Origin of the sequence: Phenylobacterium sp. (assembly GCF_041919955.1) — a bacterium.
Taxonomy (GTDB): Bacteria; Pseudomonadota; Alphaproteobacteria; order Caulobacterales; family Caulobacteraceae; genus Phenylobacterium.
The window spans coordinates 85,968-98,793 of sequence record NZ_JAYRSU010000005.1; the positions used below are offsets into that span (position 1 = coordinate 85,968).

Here is a 12,826-nt window from a genome sequence, read left to right on the forward strand (position 1 = left end):
GGAAAGGTCGCGGAAACTAGCGGCGCGGCCGCCCGCTGTCATCCGCCGCGCTGAACCTTCGCCATGATCGGCCGTTGAGACGGATCGACGCGGAGTTTTCACCATGTCCGATCCGAAGCAGCGTCCCACCCAGTCAGAGGCCGAGGCCGCCGTGCGCACCCTGATCGAATGGGCCGGGGACGATCCCGATCGCGAGGGCCTGCTCGATACGCCCGGCCGCGTGGCGCGCGCCTATAAGGAGCTGTTCGCCGGCTACGACGTCGATCCCCGCGAATACCTCGAACGCACCTTCGAGGAGGTCGGCGGTTATGACGAGCTGGTGGTGCTGCGCGACATTCGCGTGGTCAGCTTCTGCGAACACCACATGCTGCCGTTCCTCGGCAAGGCCCACGTCGGCTACCTGCCTTCCAACCGGGTGGTCGGCATCTCCAAGCTGGCGCGGGTGGTGCATGGCTTCGCCCGCCGCCTGCAGATCCAGGAGAAATTGACCTCCGAAATCGCCCAGGCGATCCACGACATCCTTCAGCCGAAGGGTGTGGGAGTGGTGATCGTCTCCGAGCATAGCTGCATGACCATGCGCGGCGTCCACACGCCCGGATCACGCCTGACCACCAGCCATCTGACCGGCGTGCTGCGCGACGACCCGCGCACACGCCAGGAATTCCTGGAGTTCGTCAGGAACGGCTAGAGCAGGCCTCGCGCCTCGAGGGCGGGCCGGACCGCCGCGGGATCGGTGAAGTGATGGGCGTCGAAGCCGAACGCGAGGGCGCTCTCGATATTGGCCGCCGAGTCGTCGAAGAAGAGCACGTCCTGCGGCGCAACGCCGAAGCGCTCGCACGCCAAGGCGTAGAACGCCGGATCGGGCTTCATCAGTCCGACGTGGGCCGAAACCACGTAGTCGCGCAGGCGCTCGAAGGCCGGGCTCATGGCGATCGTGCCTGGGAAGGTCTCGTGCGACATGTTGGTCACGCCGAACTGCGGCACGCCGGCGGCATGCAGCGCCTCTATGGCCGCCTCGGTTTCGGGGATGGCGCCTGAGAACATATCCCACCACCGGGTCTCCCAGGCGTGGATGGCGTCGGCGTAATGCGGAAAACGTTCGATCAGCGGCGCGCGGTTGTCTGCGAAGGTGACGCCCAGGTCGTGGGCGACGTGCCATTCCATGGTGCAGACATGAGAAAGGAACCGGTCGCATTCGGCCGGTTCCTCAAAGTACGCCTGGTAAAGCGTGCGCGGATTCCAGCGCACGATCACATTACCGATGTCCCAGAGGACGGCCTTTGCAGCCGCCCCAGGCATCTTAGCCCTGCTTCGCCTTGAAGCGCGGGTCGGTCTTGTTGATGACGTACACGACGCCCTTGCGACGCACGAGCTTGCAGTCGCGGTGGCGAGTCTTGAGCGACTTGAGCGAGCTTCTGACCTTCATGGACCTATCTCGGGCTCCGGACCGGGGCCCGGGTGTTGTCTGTAAGAGCCGGCGCGTATACGGGCCGGACCCCCAAGAGTCAACGACCGATGGCCGCCAATCGCCTCGCGCCCTTGTGATTGAGGGGCCGTGCGGGCGCCGCTAGGCTCGCCGTCATGGACCGTCGTCTCTTTCTTGTCTTGCTGCTCGCCGGCTGCGCCGGCCCGGCCCCATCCCCGCCAGCGCCCTCCAGCGCCGGCCCGCATCCGGCGCCGCCGCAACCGGGAAATGCTCCGCTCCAGCCGCCGGCCGATCCCGCCTCCTCCGGCGACGCCGACTTCGACAGCTGGCGCGCGGCGTTCCGTGACAAGGCGGTAGCGGCCGGGCTCGCGCCGGCCCTGGTCGACCGCGAGCTGGCGGGCCTGACGCCGAATCCGAAGGTCATGCGCCTCGATTCGGCCCAGCCGGAGTTCTCCAAGCCAGTCGGGGACTACATCAAGGGCGTGATCAGCGACGACCGCATCGCCCGGGGCCAGCGCTATCGCGCCGAGCTGCCGTTCTGGCCGGCCGTCGAGCAGCAGTTCGGCGTGCCGCGCGACATCCTCATCGCGGTCTGGGCCATGGAGAGCGCGTTCGGGGCGATCCAGGGCGACTTCGACGTCCTGCGCTCAATGGCCAGCCTCGCCTATCAGGGCCGCCGCCGCGCCTGGGCCGAGGGCGAGTTGATCGCCGCGCTCAAGGTCATCGCCTCGGGCGAGGCGACCCGCGCGCAACTCAAGGGCTCGTGGGCCGGCGCCATGGGCCAGACCCAGTTCCTGCCGTCGAACTACCTGACCATCGCCGTCGATGGCGACGGCGACGGCCGCCGCGACATCTGGAGCTCGCCCAACGACGCGCTGGCCTCGGCCGCAAATCTGTTGGCCAAGGGCGGTTGGGCGCGGGGCCAGGCCTGGGCGCGCGAGATCGCGGTCCCGGCCGACTTCGACTACAGCCTCACCGAGGGCCCGCGCGAGGCGCCGGCCTGGTGGGAAGCGCGCGGCGTGCGCGCCGCCGACGGCCGGCCCTGGAGCCCGGCCGAAACCGGCGCCGCGGCCATGCTGTCGGCGCCGGCGGGCGCGGCGGGCCCGATGTTCCTGCTGTTCCCGAACCACTTCGCGATCCGCAAGTACAACAACTCCACGGCCTACGCCCTGGGCATCGGCCTGCTGGCCGACCGCTTCGCCGGCGGCGCGCCGCTGGTGCGAGCCTGGCCGGTGGAGACGCCGCTGGCCATCGCCGACCGCATCGGCGCCCAGACCGCCCTGGCGCGACTGGGCTTCAATCCCGGCGCGCCGGACGGGGTCATCGGGGTCAACACCCGCACGGCCCTGCGCGCCTGGCAGAAGGCCCGGGGCCTGATCGCAGACGGTTATCTGTCCATGGACATGGTGCGGCGGCTGAACGTCGAGGCCGGGGCGCTGCCGGCGGCGGCCCCGAACTAGACGCCGCCCTCGTCGCTCTTCTCGAGGGTGGCCATGGCCGCATCGGCGCGGGTGGCCGGCTGGGGATGCGCGTTGCGGAGTTGCTGGTTGCGGAAGGCGTAGACCAGCATCACCACCATCAGGCCGCCGCAGAGGACGAACGGCGCAGGCGCGACGCGCTCGTACAGCCAGACGAAGGCCGGGGCCAGCACCACGTTCACGCCGTTGACCGCGGCGATGGCGCCGGCGACGCGGGCCTGTTCGTGCATGCCTACCGCCAGCGACGAGCCGGCGGTGAAGCCTGGCCGCGCCAGGCCGAAGCCCAGGCTGGAAATGGCGTAGCCGGCGACCACGGCCGCATAGCTCGGCTGCAGGGCGACGATGACGTTGCCGATGGCCGCGACGCCGACGCCCCAGCGCAGCAGCTGGCGGGGCGTCATCTCGAACATCCGGATGATGCCCCACTGGGCCAACAGGCCGGCGACGGCGCCGAACATCATGGCGATGGCGATGAAGCCTTGCGCCGCCGTCGGGCTGAGCTTCAGCTTGTCGATGATCAGAAAGCCCAGGGTCTGGGCCTGGGCCGTCTGGCAAACCGCGACGATGAAGCCGTAGATCAGGAACGGCTGAACGCGCGGGTCGCGCCACATCGGGCGCTCCTTGGTCACCGCTTCGGCGCCCGAGGCGCCGCGCGCGATCTCCGCCGTCACGGGCGCATGGGGCATCTTGCTGCTCTCGGGCAGGTACTTCCAGACGACGAACAGCATGGCCGCCGCCAAGAGGGCGAAGCCGAACATCGGGCCGGCCAGGTCGACCTTCAGCCCATGCAGCACGAACAGAGGTGCGACGAAGGGTCCGATCACCGTCCCCAGGCCAAAGGCGCCGGCCAGGGCCGACATCGACTGGGTGCGCTGCTCGGGCGGGGTGTGCTCGGCGATATAGGCCTGGGTCGCCGGATTCGAGGCCGCGCCGAACAGGCCGAACAGCGCCCGCGCCACCAGGAAGAAGCCGAAGATGATCATCGGCGCAGCCAGGTGCAGCAGGCCGGCGCTGACCACCAGGCCGCAGGCCACCATCGAGGCCATGAAGCCGGAAAGCCCGATCAACATCAAAGGCTTGCGCCCGTAGCGATCCGAAGCCCTGGCCCAAAACGGTGAGGAGAAGGCCCACAGCAGCGCCGAAAGCGAGAAGATCGCCGCCACCATCGGGTCGGGAATGCCGATCGACCGGCCGATGGCCGGAAGTACGGAAATCATCCCGGTGTTGCCCATGGCCGTGACCAGGGACACGCCGAAGATGATCGCGAAAGTCCCCTTGGGCAGGCCCTCGGGCGCGGAGACGAACTTGGGCATGTGAACGCTGTTAAGCCGCGCCGAGCCGATGCGCAAACCCATACCGCGGCTCAGACGCACACGGGCCATTAAGCATTAACCGCCATGCTGCCTGCCAAATCCGCGGGGACCGCCTTCTTCCTATGTTTCAGATCATCGGCATCGTGTTGCTGTTCGGCCTGGTGTTCGGCAGCTACATCATCTCCGGCGGCAATATGGGCGTCATCATGCACGCCCTGCCGCATGAAATGATGGCCATCGGCGGGGCCGGCGTCGCCGCCTTCCTGATCTCTAACTCGGTTCCGGTGATCAAGAGTTCGCTGGGCGGCTTCGGCAAGGTGTTCGCCGGTCCGAAGTGGAAGGCGGGCGACTACCGCGACCTGCTCTCGCTGCTGTTCCTGCTGACCAAGACCATGAAGTCCAAGGGCGTCATCGCCCTGGAAAGCCACATCGAGAACCCGAAGGAGAGCACGATCTTCTCGCGGTTCCCCAAGATCATGAAGGACCACTTCGCCATCGACTTCATCTGCGACACCCTGCGGATGATGACCATGAACCTGGAGGATCCCCACCAGGTCGAGGACGCGATGGAAAAGCAGCTCGAGAAGCACCACCACGAGGCGCTCGGCGCGCCGACCGCGCTGCAGAACCTGGCCGACGCCCTGCCCGCCCTGGGCATCGTCGCCGCCGTGCTCGGCGTCATCAAGACCATGGGTTCGATCACCGAGCCGCCGGAAGTGCTGGGCGGCATGATCGGCGGCGCCCTCGTCGGCACCTTCCTCGGGGTGTTCCTGGCCTACGGCCTTGTCGGCCCGATCGCCACGCGCCTGAAGGAGATCATCGAAGAGGAAGGCGCCTTCTACAAGATCATCCAGTCGGTGCTGGTTGCGCACCTGCACGGCAACGCCGCCCAGATCTCGGTCGAGATCGGCCGCGGCAGCGTCCCCTCCGGCGCCCAGCCGAGCTTCCTGGAACTGGAAGAAGCCCTGTCGGCGATCCCGGCCGAGGGCTGATCGGCTTCTAGGATGCTCCCCCTCTGAGGGAACTGTCAGCCGAACGCCCAGAGGAGAGGATCAATAGGTCTCTACAGCGGCCGCAGGCGGTTCACGTGGCCCATCTTGCGGCCCGGCTTGGCGTCGCGCTTGCCGTAGAGGTGCACGCGGGTCTCCGGCTCGCCGGCCAGCTTGGCCCAGGCGTCGGCTTCCTTGCCCAGCAGGTTCAGCATCTCGACCCGCGAATGGGCGTGGGTGGGGCCCAGCGGCCAGCCGGCCACGGCGCGGATATGCTGCTCGAACTGGTCGACCTCGCAGCCGTCCATGGTCCAGTGGCCGGTATTGTGCACCCGCGGAGCGATCTCGTTGACCAGCAGCCTGCCGCCCTTCAGCTCGAACAGCTCGATGCCGATCACCCCGACATAGTCGAGCGAGGACAGGATCTGGGCGGCGATGCGCTCGGCCTGGGCGGCGGTGTCCTTGCCGACCTCGGCCGGCGCGAACGAACGGCGCAGCACCCCCTTCTCGTGATGGTTCTCGGCCATCGGATAGACGGCGATCTCGCCGTCACGTCCTCGCGCGGCGATGACCGACAGTTCGCGCACGAAGTCGGCGGGGGCCTCCAGGATCACCGGCCTGCCGCCGACCGCCTTGAAGGCGTCGGCCGCCTCGGAGGCGTGCTCGACCCACTTCTGGCCCTTGCCGTCGTAACCCTCGCGCCGGGTCTTCATCAGGGCCGGCGCGCCAAGAGCCGTCACGGCCTCCCGCGCGGCTTCGGCGTCGTCGGCCGCGGCGAAGGCGACGGTCGGCGCGCCCGCGCCGTTCAGGAAGGTCTTTTCCTCGACCCGATCCTGGGCCACGGCCAGCGCCCGCGCGCCCGGCGCGACCGGCACGCCCAAGGCCGTCAGGTGCTCGACCGCCGCAGCCGGCACGTTCTCGAACTCGAAGGTGACCACATCGGCCAGCCTGGCCAGCTCGGCCAGCGCGGCGGGATCGTCATAGGCCCCGACCACCTCGAAAGCGCTGACGCGGCTGGCGGGGCCGTTCGCCTGGGGATCCAGTACGGCGACGTCGAAACCGAGGCGCCCCGCGGCCAGGGCCAGCATGCGGCCAAGCTGCCCCCCGCCGAGAATCCCGATCGTCGAGCCGGGGGGCAGGGGAAAGACGGTCATGGGATACAACTCTAGTCTTCGACGGTTTCGGCCACGCTGGCGGTGACGGAGGCGCGCAGGTCGGCGAGGCGCTGGGCCAGCCCTTCATCCGAGAGCGCCAGGATCTGGGCGGCAAGAAGGCCGGCGTTCTTCGCGCCAGGTTCGCCGATGGCGAGGGTGGCGACCGGAATGCCGCCGGGCATCTGCACGATCGACAGCAGGGAATCCATGCCCTTCAGCGCCTTGGACTCGACCGGCACGCCCAGCACGGGAAGTTCGGTCAGCGAGGCCGTCATGCCCGGCAGGTGCGCCGCGCCGCCGGCGCCGGCGATGATCACCTTGAAGCCCGCTGCCTTGGCGCCCTTGGCGAAGGCGTACATGCGGTCGGGGGTGCGATGGGCCGACACCACCTTGGCCTCATAGGCGACGCCGAGGCTCGCCAGCACGTCGGCCGCGGCCTTCATCGTCGGCCAGTCCGAACGGCTGCCCATGATGATGGCGACCTGCGCCTTGCCTGCGCTCATTCCCGATATGCCCCCTCGGCCGAACATGCTCCGCCGGAAAGCGGGGGAGTATAGGCGCCGGCCTTGCGCCCGCAACCAAGGACGTTCAGGATTCCGCCAAGGTCAAGGTTCCGGCTGATTCTCCAGCCTCTGGAAGGCGTTATGAAGATCACGGGCGCGCGCACCGAACCGTTCTCGGCGATCCGCAAGCGGGCGCTGGTGCATGCGGGCGCCCAGGCCGCCGCCGCCCAGGCGCCGGTCGTCGACAGCACCGCCTTTCTCGGCCTCGGCGAAGGCGACCTGACCCCGGCCGTCCAGGGCGCACTGAAGACCCTGCTCACCGAAATCGACGACCTGCGCGGCGAGGTCGGCCGCCTGAAGGCCAAGCTCACCGAGGTCGAGGGTCTGGCCGACCGCGACGCCCTGACGCCGCTGCTCAACCGCCGCGCCCTGATGCGCGAGCTCTCGCGCATCCGCACCTTCGCCCAGCGCTACGGCTCGCCCGCCAGCCTGGTCTATTTCGACCTCGACGGTTTCAAGGCGGTCAACGACCGTTACGGCCACGCCGCCGGCGACGCCTGCCTCTGCGCCGTCGCCGAACGCCTGACGGCGCAGGTGCGGGAAAGCGACATCGTCGGGCGCATGGGCGGCGACGAGTTCGCGGTCATTCTTGTCCAGGCCGACGCAGCCACGGCCGAGGCCAAGGCCAAGTCCCTGGCCGCCGCCATCGAGACGACGCCGATCCGGTTCGGCGAATGGACTGCGCCGCTGCACATCTCCTATGGCGTGTGCGAAATCACGCCCGACGCCGAGCCGGAAGCGCTGATCGCCGCGGCGGACGCGGCCATGTTCGCGCGCAAGCGCGAGGCGCGGATCATTCCACCGCGCTGAGGACCGGGCCGGTCGCTTCCCTCTTTCCTGACGCGCGCGTCACCCTTCTAGGGTGCCGGCTGCGAAAGCAAGCAAAAGGGGACCACCATGATCGGCTACACCACCGTCGGCGCAAACGACCTGGAAAAGGCGAAGACCTTCTTCGACGCCGTGCTGGCGCCGCTGGGCGCCAAGCGCAGTTTCGGCATGGACCGCATGCAGTTCTACGGCACGCCGGGCGGCGGGGCCCTGGCGGTATGCGAGCCCTATGACAAACAGGCCGCGACGCCCGGCAACGGCGCCATGGTGGCGCTCGCCTGCCCGTCCCCCGAGGTGGTCGACCAGGTCCACGCTGCGGCCCTGGCGGCCGGCGGAACCTGCGAAGGCGAGCCGGGCAAGCGGATGCCCACCTTCTATGGCGCCTATTTCCGCGACCTGGATGGCAACAAGTTCTGCGCGTTCAAGATGGGGTAGGAAGCGTCGGCTCGCGCCCGCGAGCCGAGAAAATTCTCACGCGATGATGTCGGGCGTCTGCTGATCCTTCAGGCGCTCGATTTCGTCCTTGAGGACGAGCTTCTTCCGCTTCAGCCGCGCGATGACCATCATGTCCGGCACCGGCGCCTGGCCGATGGCGTCCACCGCCACGCCCAGGTCGGCGTGTTCCTGAATCAGGGAATGGAGGCGCGCGGCAAGCCGGGCCTCGGGGTCGTTTCTGTCGTCGTCGTTCATACGCCTAACCCGCCCCACAAACGGGGGGCTCTATATGCCACGGTCAAGGCTTGCGGCCTAGCTCAGCGCGCCCGCCAGGCGAGCCAGGGCCTCGTCGCCCGGCCGGCTTGCCCAGGCGCTGGAAGCTGCTTGCAAGGCCGCGAGCGCCGGCTGGCCGCCGCTCTGGTTCCCGCAGATCGCCTCCAGCGAGTCCATCAGCACCCGCTCGGCCCGCAGTTCGGCGGCCTTGACGTCCTCGCGCAGTCCTTCGCGCGCCCGGTCGCCCACGCCCGCCAGCGCAGGCTTCAGCGCGCGCCGCACCTCGCGCAGCGGCTTCAGCGCGGTCTCGTCCCAGCGCATGGCCAGGTCCCGGCCCTCCGCCAGGGCCGCCGCGTCCGGCCCTTCGGCCCACACCGCCCACAACAGGTATGAAGTGTTCTGGCCATGCTCGTCCTGCAGCGCCAGGCAGGCGTCGGCCACGCCGATCCGCGAATAGGCCTCAAGAGCCCAGTCCCAAAGGCTCATGCGCCCCCCTCGCCGGCCAGCGGGCCGATATCCCGGCCCCAGCGTTTCACCGGTCGCCAGGAGAGGCCGAACAGATCCAGAGCCCGGCCGACAGACTGATCGACCATCTCCTCCAGTGACGCGGGCCGGGCGTAGAAGGCCGGCATCGGCGGGGCGATCACCGCCCCCATCTCGGCCAGTCGCACCATGGTGCGCAGGTGACCGACGTGCAGCGGCGTCTCTCGCACCATCAGCACCAGCGGCCGGCGCTCCTTCAGGGTCACGTCGGCGGCGCGAGTCAGCAGGGACGAGGTCACGCCCGTGGCGATCTCGCTCATGGTCCGCACCGAACAGGGGGCGATGATCATGCCGAGCGTTGGGAAGGACCCCGAGGCCACCGAGGCGCCGACGTCGCCGACCCGATGCGACACGTCGGCCCGCGCCTGGACGTCGGCCAGGCTGAGCTGCGTCTCCTGCGACAGGGTCAGGGCGGCGGCCTTGGAGAAGATCAGGTGGCTCTCGACGCCCAGCTCACGGCAAGCCTCGAGCGCGCGCAGGCCATAGACCACGCCGCTGGCGCCGGAGACGCCTATGACCAGCCGCGCCCGCTCAGGTTTGCTCATGCCATTGTGTCTCCACCGCCGGTTTCAAGGCGCAGGCCCGCCCCGGCGATTGCAAGCATATGTGATCTGACAGGGCGAAACAGCGGGTGTTCACTCTTGGTCATCGTAGTTCGACAAGGAGATGACACGTCATGGCCGTCGAAGCCCGTATCCGTGAACTTGGATCCCGTCACCAGAGTCTGGAGCGGATGATCCAGGAGGAAGCGAGCAGACCAGCGTCGGACGCCATGAAGTTGAAGGAGCTGAAGCGCAAGAAGCTTAAGCTCAAGGAGGAGATCGAGGCCCTGGGCGCGCAAGCGCACTAGGGGCGGCTCCTCTTCGTCCGTCAGGGCGGGGCCGGACGCCAGGCGACCCTGATCGACCGTCTCCACGGGTCCCCGGAGGCGATCGGCAGGGTCGGCTGCGCGTGAGCAGGCTTACGAAAAAGGGGCGGTCGCCCGCCCCTTTCCTTTAGTCCTCGTCGCCGTCCTCGTCCTCGAAGTGCGGCTCTTCAGCCTCGTCGTGGTCGTCGTGCGGCGTGAAGACCCCGGTCTCGGAGGCGGGCTCCAGGGTCGGCCCGTCGACGATGCCGCGCTTGGCGTCGTCCTTGGCCTTCTTCTCGGCCGCCTTCTTCACCACCGCATCCAGCTCCAGCTGGGTCGCCAGGCCGAGCGTCACAGGATCGACCGGCTTGATGTTGGCCGAGTTCCAGTGGCTGCGGTTGCGGACCTGCTCGATGGTGGCCTTGGTGGTGCCCAGCAGGCGGGCGATCTGGCTGTCGGCCACTTCCGGGTGGTTGCGGATGAACCAGGCGATGGCGTCCGGGCGGTCCTGGCGGCGCGACACCGGGGTGTAGCGCGGCGCCTTCTTCACCGGCTTCAGCAGCTCGGCGTGACGGCTCTTCTGGGCCTTCATGCGATAGCGGTCGTCGGCCTGGGCCTTGTCGAGCTCTTCGCGCGAGAGCTGGCCGTTGGCGATCGGGTCGGCGCCGCGGATGTCGCGCGCCACTTCGCCGTCGGCGATGCCCTTGACCTCGAGCGGGTGCAGGCCGCAGAAGTCGGCGATCTGATCGAAGGTGAGCGAGGTGTTGTCGACCAGCCAGACGGCGGTCGCCTTCGGCATCAGAATCTCGGTCATGACGGTCTTTCCAAAATGACGGCGCCCGGCCTTTCGGCCGGGCGGTGCAATCAAGCAGACCCTCATATAAGCCCGTTCTGCGCCCAAGAAAACGACAATCAGCGGCTGTTCGGCACGGCGACGCGACCTAGCCGGCCCCGACCAGGCGCGCGCGCAGCAGGGCCGCGTCGGCGGGCGCCGCACTTTTGATGTCGTTGTCGAAGTAGGCGTAGACGTCCTTGCGCGCGCGCCGCCAAGCGGCGATCTGCGCCGCCCAATCGCCCAGTTCGGCGGCCGGGTACCGTCCGCGATATCGGCCGCCCGGGCCGTGGCCGCGCACATAGACGAAGGAAGCCGGCGCCTCCCACGGCGCCGGGGCGTGGTGATGGTCGGATATGCAGAGCGCCGCGTCGTGGTCGGCCAGCAGATCCAGCACCGGCTTTTCGTACCAGCTGGGATGGCGGAACTCGATCACCCATCGCCCCTTGGGCGTCGTGGTGAGGAAGCGGGCCAGCCGCGCATCGTCGCGGCGCAGGCTGGGCGGGAGTTGCACGAGGGCCGGCCCGCGTTTGGCGCCCAGCCCCGCCATCCGCCGCACGACCAGATCGACCGAGTCCTCGCAGTCGACCAGCCGTTTGCTGTGGGTGATGTAGCGGCTGACCTTCCAGGCGAAGCAGAAGTCCTGCGGCGTGTGGGCCGACCACGCCTCAACGGCCTTGGCGCTGGGCAGGCGGTAGAAGCTGGCGTTGATCTCGGTGGTGTCGAACTGCGAGGCGTAGAAGGCCAGCAGGTCCTTCGACCGCGTCGCCTGCGGATAGAACGGCCCGATCCAGTCACGGTAAGCCCAGCCGGAACAACCGATACGCAGCGCCGTCACGGGCAGCTCCCCGTCCAGAAAGGTAACAAGTTCGGTAAGTCGGTCGCCTTGCGGATGTTCCCTGGAGACATTTGCGAAGGACGTGCCAAAGTCTGTGTAACAACGACCCCTAGGGAGGGCGCCAGGAATGAAGGGCGCGATCGCCACGATCGCCGCCGCCGGGTTTCTGTCCGCATGCGCGACGACCCCGCCGGCCACGACCACCGCCGGACTGACGGCGTCCAGGGCCGACTACAGCCACTGGTCCTGTCGCCAGATCGCGGCCGAACTCGCCCTCACCGAACGCGCCGTCGTCTCCGCCTCCAAGCGCGATCGCTCGCCTGAGCGGAACCAGACAGCCCAGGCTTTCCTTTTCCCCGCTTCGCTCGGGGCGGCCCCGCCGGCGGCCGGAGAGAACCTGGAGGCGCGACTGGCCGACCTGCGCCGCGCCTCGCGCGCCAAGCGTTGCACCAGCGCCTGGTCCCAGGACACGGCGACCGCCTGACGAGCCGTCACATAACGGCGATTGCCAAGCGCCGCGGCTCACGCACCAATGAGCGCATGAAACAGATCGTTCTACCTGAGATCGGCACGCCGCCGGGCGTCGCCCGAGGACGCTCGCCCCGCGACGGCTACCAGCGCGGCTGGGGCCTGATGCACACAAGTCTCGCCCAGGACGTCGCCGACCATCCGCTATATCGCGCCGGCTCCGAGGCCAGCGGCGGCTGGTCGCTGATGGTCGAGGCCAAACGGATGAACCTGTTTCTGCTCATGGCCCGGTTCTTCGAACCGCTCGACGGGCGCGACGTGATCGAGTTCGGCTCGTATCGCGGCGGCAATGCGCTGTTCATGGCTTCAGTGATGAAGGCCCTGCACCCCAAGGCGACGGTCTATGCCTGCGACACCTATGCCGGCATGCCCGCAACCGATGCGGCGCGCGACCTGCACGGGGCCGGCGACTTCTCCGAGGCGTCGTACGAGGCGTTGTCGCGCCGCCGTGACAAGCTGAAGCTGAAGAACCTGCAGATCGTGAAGGGCCTGTTCCAGGACACCTTTCCCGCCATCGCCCGAAACGCGCCGCGCTTCGCCCTCGCCCACATCGACTGCGACATCTATTCCGGCGTGAAATACGCCCAGGACGCGGTTTGGCCCCACATGGCGGCCGGCGGCTACGTGGTCTACGACGACGCCGACGCGCCCTCCTGCATCGGCGCCACCGAGGCGGTCGAAGAACTGGTCATGGAGCGCCGTCTGCATTCCGAACAGGTCTGGCCCCACTGGGTGTTCCGCGCGGGCCTCTAGCAGGCCTTTCAAGCCGCCCTGCCGTA

The 12,826-nt window shown here is 68.6% G+C and carries 18 protein-coding genes; 8 read left to right on the forward strand and 10 right to left on the reverse strand.

The window, feature by feature from the left end; genetic code table 11:
• Nucleotides 1-103: 103 nt before the first annotated feature.
• Entirely contained in the window at nucleotides 104-688 is a 585-nt protein-coding gene (gene folE, locus ACE3T2_RS06255; protein ID WP_374655822.1) for a GTP cyclohydrolase I FolE, read from the forward strand.
• On the opposite strand, the gene ACE3T2_RS06260 is transcribed toward folE, so the two are convergent.
• Together ACE3T2_RS06260 and ykgO are read right to left on the reverse strand one after the other, a co-directional pair.
• Nucleotides 685-1,299 carry an HAD family hydrolase gene (locus ACE3T2_RS06260; RefSeq protein ID WP_374655824.1) on the reverse strand — a complete coding sequence of 205 codons (615 nt, stop codon included), beginning with the start codon at nucleotides 1,297-1,299 and terminating at the stop codon, nucleotides 685-687. The two genes, folE and ACE3T2_RS06260, sit on opposite strands and share 4 nt — an antisense overlap.
• Before the next feature lies 1 nt (nucleotide 1,300).
• Nucleotides 1,301-1,426, reverse strand: a complete 126-nt coding sequence (ykgO, locus tag ACE3T2_RS06265) for a type B 50S ribosomal protein L36 (protein WP_056023006.1) — start codon at nucleotides 1,424-1,426, stop codon at nucleotides 1,301-1,303.
• 155 nt (nucleotides 1,427-1,581) lie between these two features.
• Here ykgO and ACE3T2_RS06270 point away from each other — a divergent pair, with 155 nt between their 5' ends.
• Nucleotides 1,582-2,886 (forward strand): lytic murein transglycosylase, encoded by a 1,305-nt coding sequence (locus ACE3T2_RS06270; RefSeq protein WP_374655826.1) that lies wholly within the window; start codon nucleotides 1,582-1,584, stop codon nucleotides 2,884-2,886.
• Here the strand turns inward: ACE3T2_RS06270 and ACE3T2_RS06275 are convergent.
• Entirely contained in the window at nucleotides 2,883-4,217 is a 1,335-nt protein-coding gene (locus ACE3T2_RS06275; RefSeq protein ID WP_374656060.1) for an MFS transporter, read from the reverse strand. The genes ACE3T2_RS06270 and ACE3T2_RS06275 overlap by 4 nt on opposite strands.
• Nucleotides 4,218-4,339: 122 nt before the next feature.
• On the opposite strand from ACE3T2_RS06275, the gene motA reads away from it, so the two are divergent.
• Nucleotides 4,340-5,209, forward strand: a complete 870-nt coding sequence (motA, locus tag ACE3T2_RS06280; protein WP_374655828.1) for a flagellar motor stator protein MotA — start codon at nucleotides 4,340-4,342, stop codon at nucleotides 5,207-5,209.
• Between the two features lie 71 nt (nucleotides 5,210-5,280).
• Here motA and ACE3T2_RS06285 read toward each other — a convergent pair whose 3' ends face one another.
• Together ACE3T2_RS06285 and purE are read right to left on the reverse strand one after the other, a co-directional pair.
• A complete protein-coding gene (locus ACE3T2_RS06285) occupies nucleotides 5,281-6,360 on the reverse strand; it encodes a 5-(carboxyamino)imidazole ribonucleotide synthase (protein ID WP_374655830.1) in 1,080 nt (359 codons plus the stop codon).
• 11 nt (nucleotides 6,361-6,371) lie between these two features.
• Nucleotides 6,372-6,863 carry a 5-(carboxyamino)imidazole ribonucleotide mutase gene (gene purE, locus ACE3T2_RS06290; RefSeq protein ID WP_374655832.1) on the reverse strand — a complete coding sequence of 164 codons (492 nt, stop codon included), beginning with the start codon at nucleotides 6,861-6,863 and terminating at the stop codon, nucleotides 6,372-6,374.
• A gap of 141 nt (nucleotides 6,864-7,004) precedes the next feature.
• On the opposite strand from purE, the gene ACE3T2_RS06295 reads away from it, so the two are divergent.
• Together ACE3T2_RS06295 and ACE3T2_RS06300 are read left to right on the forward strand one after the other, a co-directional pair.
• Complete coding sequence (locus tag ACE3T2_RS06295; RefSeq protein WP_374655834.1) at nucleotides 7,005-7,733, forward strand: GGDEF domain-containing protein; 729 nt, start codon at nucleotides 7,005-7,007, stop codon at nucleotides 7,731-7,733.
• Nucleotides 7,734-7,820: 87 nt separating this feature from the next.
• Nucleotides 7,821-8,186 (forward strand): VOC family protein, encoded by a 366-nt coding sequence (locus ACE3T2_RS06300; protein WP_374655836.1) that lies wholly within the window; start codon nucleotides 7,821-7,823, stop codon nucleotides 8,184-8,186.
• Between the two features lie 36 nt (nucleotides 8,187-8,222).
• Here ACE3T2_RS06300 and ACE3T2_RS06305 read toward each other — a convergent pair whose 3' ends face one another.
• From ACE3T2_RS06305 to ACE3T2_RS06315, 3 genes are read right to left on the reverse strand one after another with little or no spacing between them, the layout of a single operon-like run.
• Entirely contained in the window at nucleotides 8,223-8,441 is a 219-nt protein-coding gene (locus tag ACE3T2_RS06305; protein ID WP_374655838.1) for a YdcH family protein, read from the reverse strand.
• Between the two features lie 57 nt (nucleotides 8,442-8,498).
• Nucleotides 8,499-8,945, reverse strand: a complete 447-nt coding sequence (locus tag ACE3T2_RS06310) for a TIGR02444 family protein (protein WP_374655840.1) — start codon at nucleotides 8,943-8,945, stop codon at nucleotides 8,499-8,501.
• The gene (locus tag ACE3T2_RS06315) at nucleotides 8,942-9,547 is read right to left on the reverse strand and encodes a UbiX family flavin prenyltransferase (protein WP_374655842.1); all 606 of its coding nucleotides are present in this window, start codon (nucleotides 9,545-9,547) and stop codon (nucleotides 8,942-8,944) included. The genes ACE3T2_RS06310 and ACE3T2_RS06315 overlap by 4 nt, the downstream gene beginning before the upstream one ends.
• A gap of 131 nt (nucleotides 9,548-9,678) precedes the next feature.
• Between ACE3T2_RS06315 and ACE3T2_RS06320 the strand changes: the two genes are divergently transcribed.
• The gene (locus ACE3T2_RS06320) at nucleotides 9,679-9,852 is read left to right on the forward strand and encodes a DUF465 domain-containing protein (protein WP_374655844.1); all 174 of its coding nucleotides are present in this window, start codon (nucleotides 9,679-9,681) and stop codon (nucleotides 9,850-9,852) included.
• Between the two features lie 145 nt (nucleotides 9,853-9,997).
• Here the strand turns inward: ACE3T2_RS06320 and ACE3T2_RS06325 are convergent, their stop codons facing one another.
• Entirely contained in the window at nucleotides 9,998-10,663 is a 666-nt protein-coding gene (locus ACE3T2_RS06325; protein WP_374655846.1) for a DUF1013 domain-containing protein, read from the reverse strand.
• A 127-nt stretch (nucleotides 10,664-10,790) separates the two neighbouring features.
• Nucleotides 10,791-11,519 carry a DUF72 domain-containing protein gene (locus ACE3T2_RS06330; RefSeq protein WP_374655848.1) on the reverse strand — a complete coding sequence of 243 codons (729 nt, stop codon included), beginning with the start codon at nucleotides 11,517-11,519 and terminating at the stop codon, nucleotides 10,791-10,793.
• Nucleotides 11,520-11,646: 127 nt separating this feature from the next.
• On the opposite strand from ACE3T2_RS06330, the gene ACE3T2_RS06335 reads away from it, so the two are divergent.
• A complete protein-coding gene (locus ACE3T2_RS06335; RefSeq protein WP_374655850.1) occupies nucleotides 11,647-12,003 on the forward strand; it encodes a hypothetical protein in 357 nt (118 codons plus the stop codon).
• A 56-nt stretch (nucleotides 12,004-12,059) separates the two neighbouring features.
• Nucleotides 12,060-12,800 carry a TylF/MycF/NovP-related O-methyltransferase gene (locus ACE3T2_RS06340; RefSeq protein WP_374655852.1) on the forward strand — a complete coding sequence of 247 codons (741 nt, stop codon included), beginning with the start codon at nucleotides 12,060-12,062 and terminating at the stop codon, nucleotides 12,798-12,800.
• Nucleotides 12,801-12,826: the final 26 nt, after the last annotated feature.

Coding starts and splice junctions, on each gene's coding strand:
- folE (WP_374655822.1), top strand. CDS start 104: ATGTCCGATCCGAAGCAGCGTCCCACCCAGTCAGAGGCCGAGGCCGCC.
- ACE3T2_RS06260 (WP_374655824.1), bottom strand. CDS start 1,299: ATGCCTGGGGCGGCTGCAAAGGCCGTCCTCTGGGACATCGGTAATGTG.
- ykgO (WP_056023006.1), bottom strand. CDS start 1,426: ATGAAGGTCAGAAGCTCGCTCAAGTCGCTCAAGACTCGCCACCGCGAC.
- ACE3T2_RS06270 (WP_374655826.1), top strand. CDS start 1,582: ATGGACCGTCGTCTCTTTCTTGTCTTGCTGCTCGCCGGCTGCGCCGGC.
- ACE3T2_RS06275 (WP_374656060.1), bottom strand. CDS start 4,217: ATGCCCAAGTTCGTCTCCGCGCCCGAGGGCCTGCCCAAGGGGACTTTC.
- motA (WP_374655828.1), top strand. CDS start 4,340: ATGTTTCAGATCATCGGCATCGTGTTGCTGTTCGGCCTGGTGTTCGGC.
- ACE3T2_RS06285 (WP_374655830.1), bottom strand. CDS start 6,360: ATGACCGTCTTTCCCCTGCCCCCCGGCTCGACGATCGGGATTCTCGGC.
- purE (WP_374655832.1), bottom strand. CDS start 6,863: ATGAGCGCAGGCAAGGCGCAGGTCGCCATCATCATGGGCAGCCGTTCG.
- ACE3T2_RS06295 (WP_374655834.1), top strand. CDS start 7,005: ATGAAGATCACGGGCGCGCGCACCGAACCGTTCTCGGCGATCCGCAAG.
- ACE3T2_RS06300 (WP_374655836.1), top strand. CDS start 7,821: ATGATCGGCTACACCACCGTCGGCGCAAACGACCTGGAAAAGGCGAAG.
- ACE3T2_RS06305 (WP_374655838.1), bottom strand. CDS start 8,441: ATGAACGACGACGACAGAAACGACCCCGAGGCCCGGCTTGCCGCGCGC.
- ACE3T2_RS06310 (WP_374655840.1), bottom strand. CDS start 8,945: ATGAGCCTTTGGGACTGGGCTCTTGAGGCCTATTCGCGGATCGGCGTG.
- ACE3T2_RS06315 (WP_374655842.1), bottom strand. CDS start 9,547: ATGAGCAAACCTGAGCGGGCGCGGCTGGTCATAGGCGTCTCCGGCGCC.
- ACE3T2_RS06320 (WP_374655844.1), top strand. CDS start 9,679: ATGGCCGTCGAAGCCCGTATCCGTGAACTTGGATCCCGTCACCAGAGT.
- ACE3T2_RS06325 (WP_374655846.1), bottom strand. CDS start 10,663: ATGACCGAGATTCTGATGCCGAAGGCGACCGCCGTCTGGCTGGTCGAC.
- ACE3T2_RS06335 (WP_374655850.1), top strand. CDS start 11,647: ATGAAGGGCGCGATCGCCACGATCGCCGCCGCCGGGTTTCTGTCCGCA.
- ACE3T2_RS06340 (WP_374655852.1), top strand. CDS start 12,060: ATGAAACAGATCGTTCTACCTGAGATCGGCACGCCGCCGGGCGTCGCC.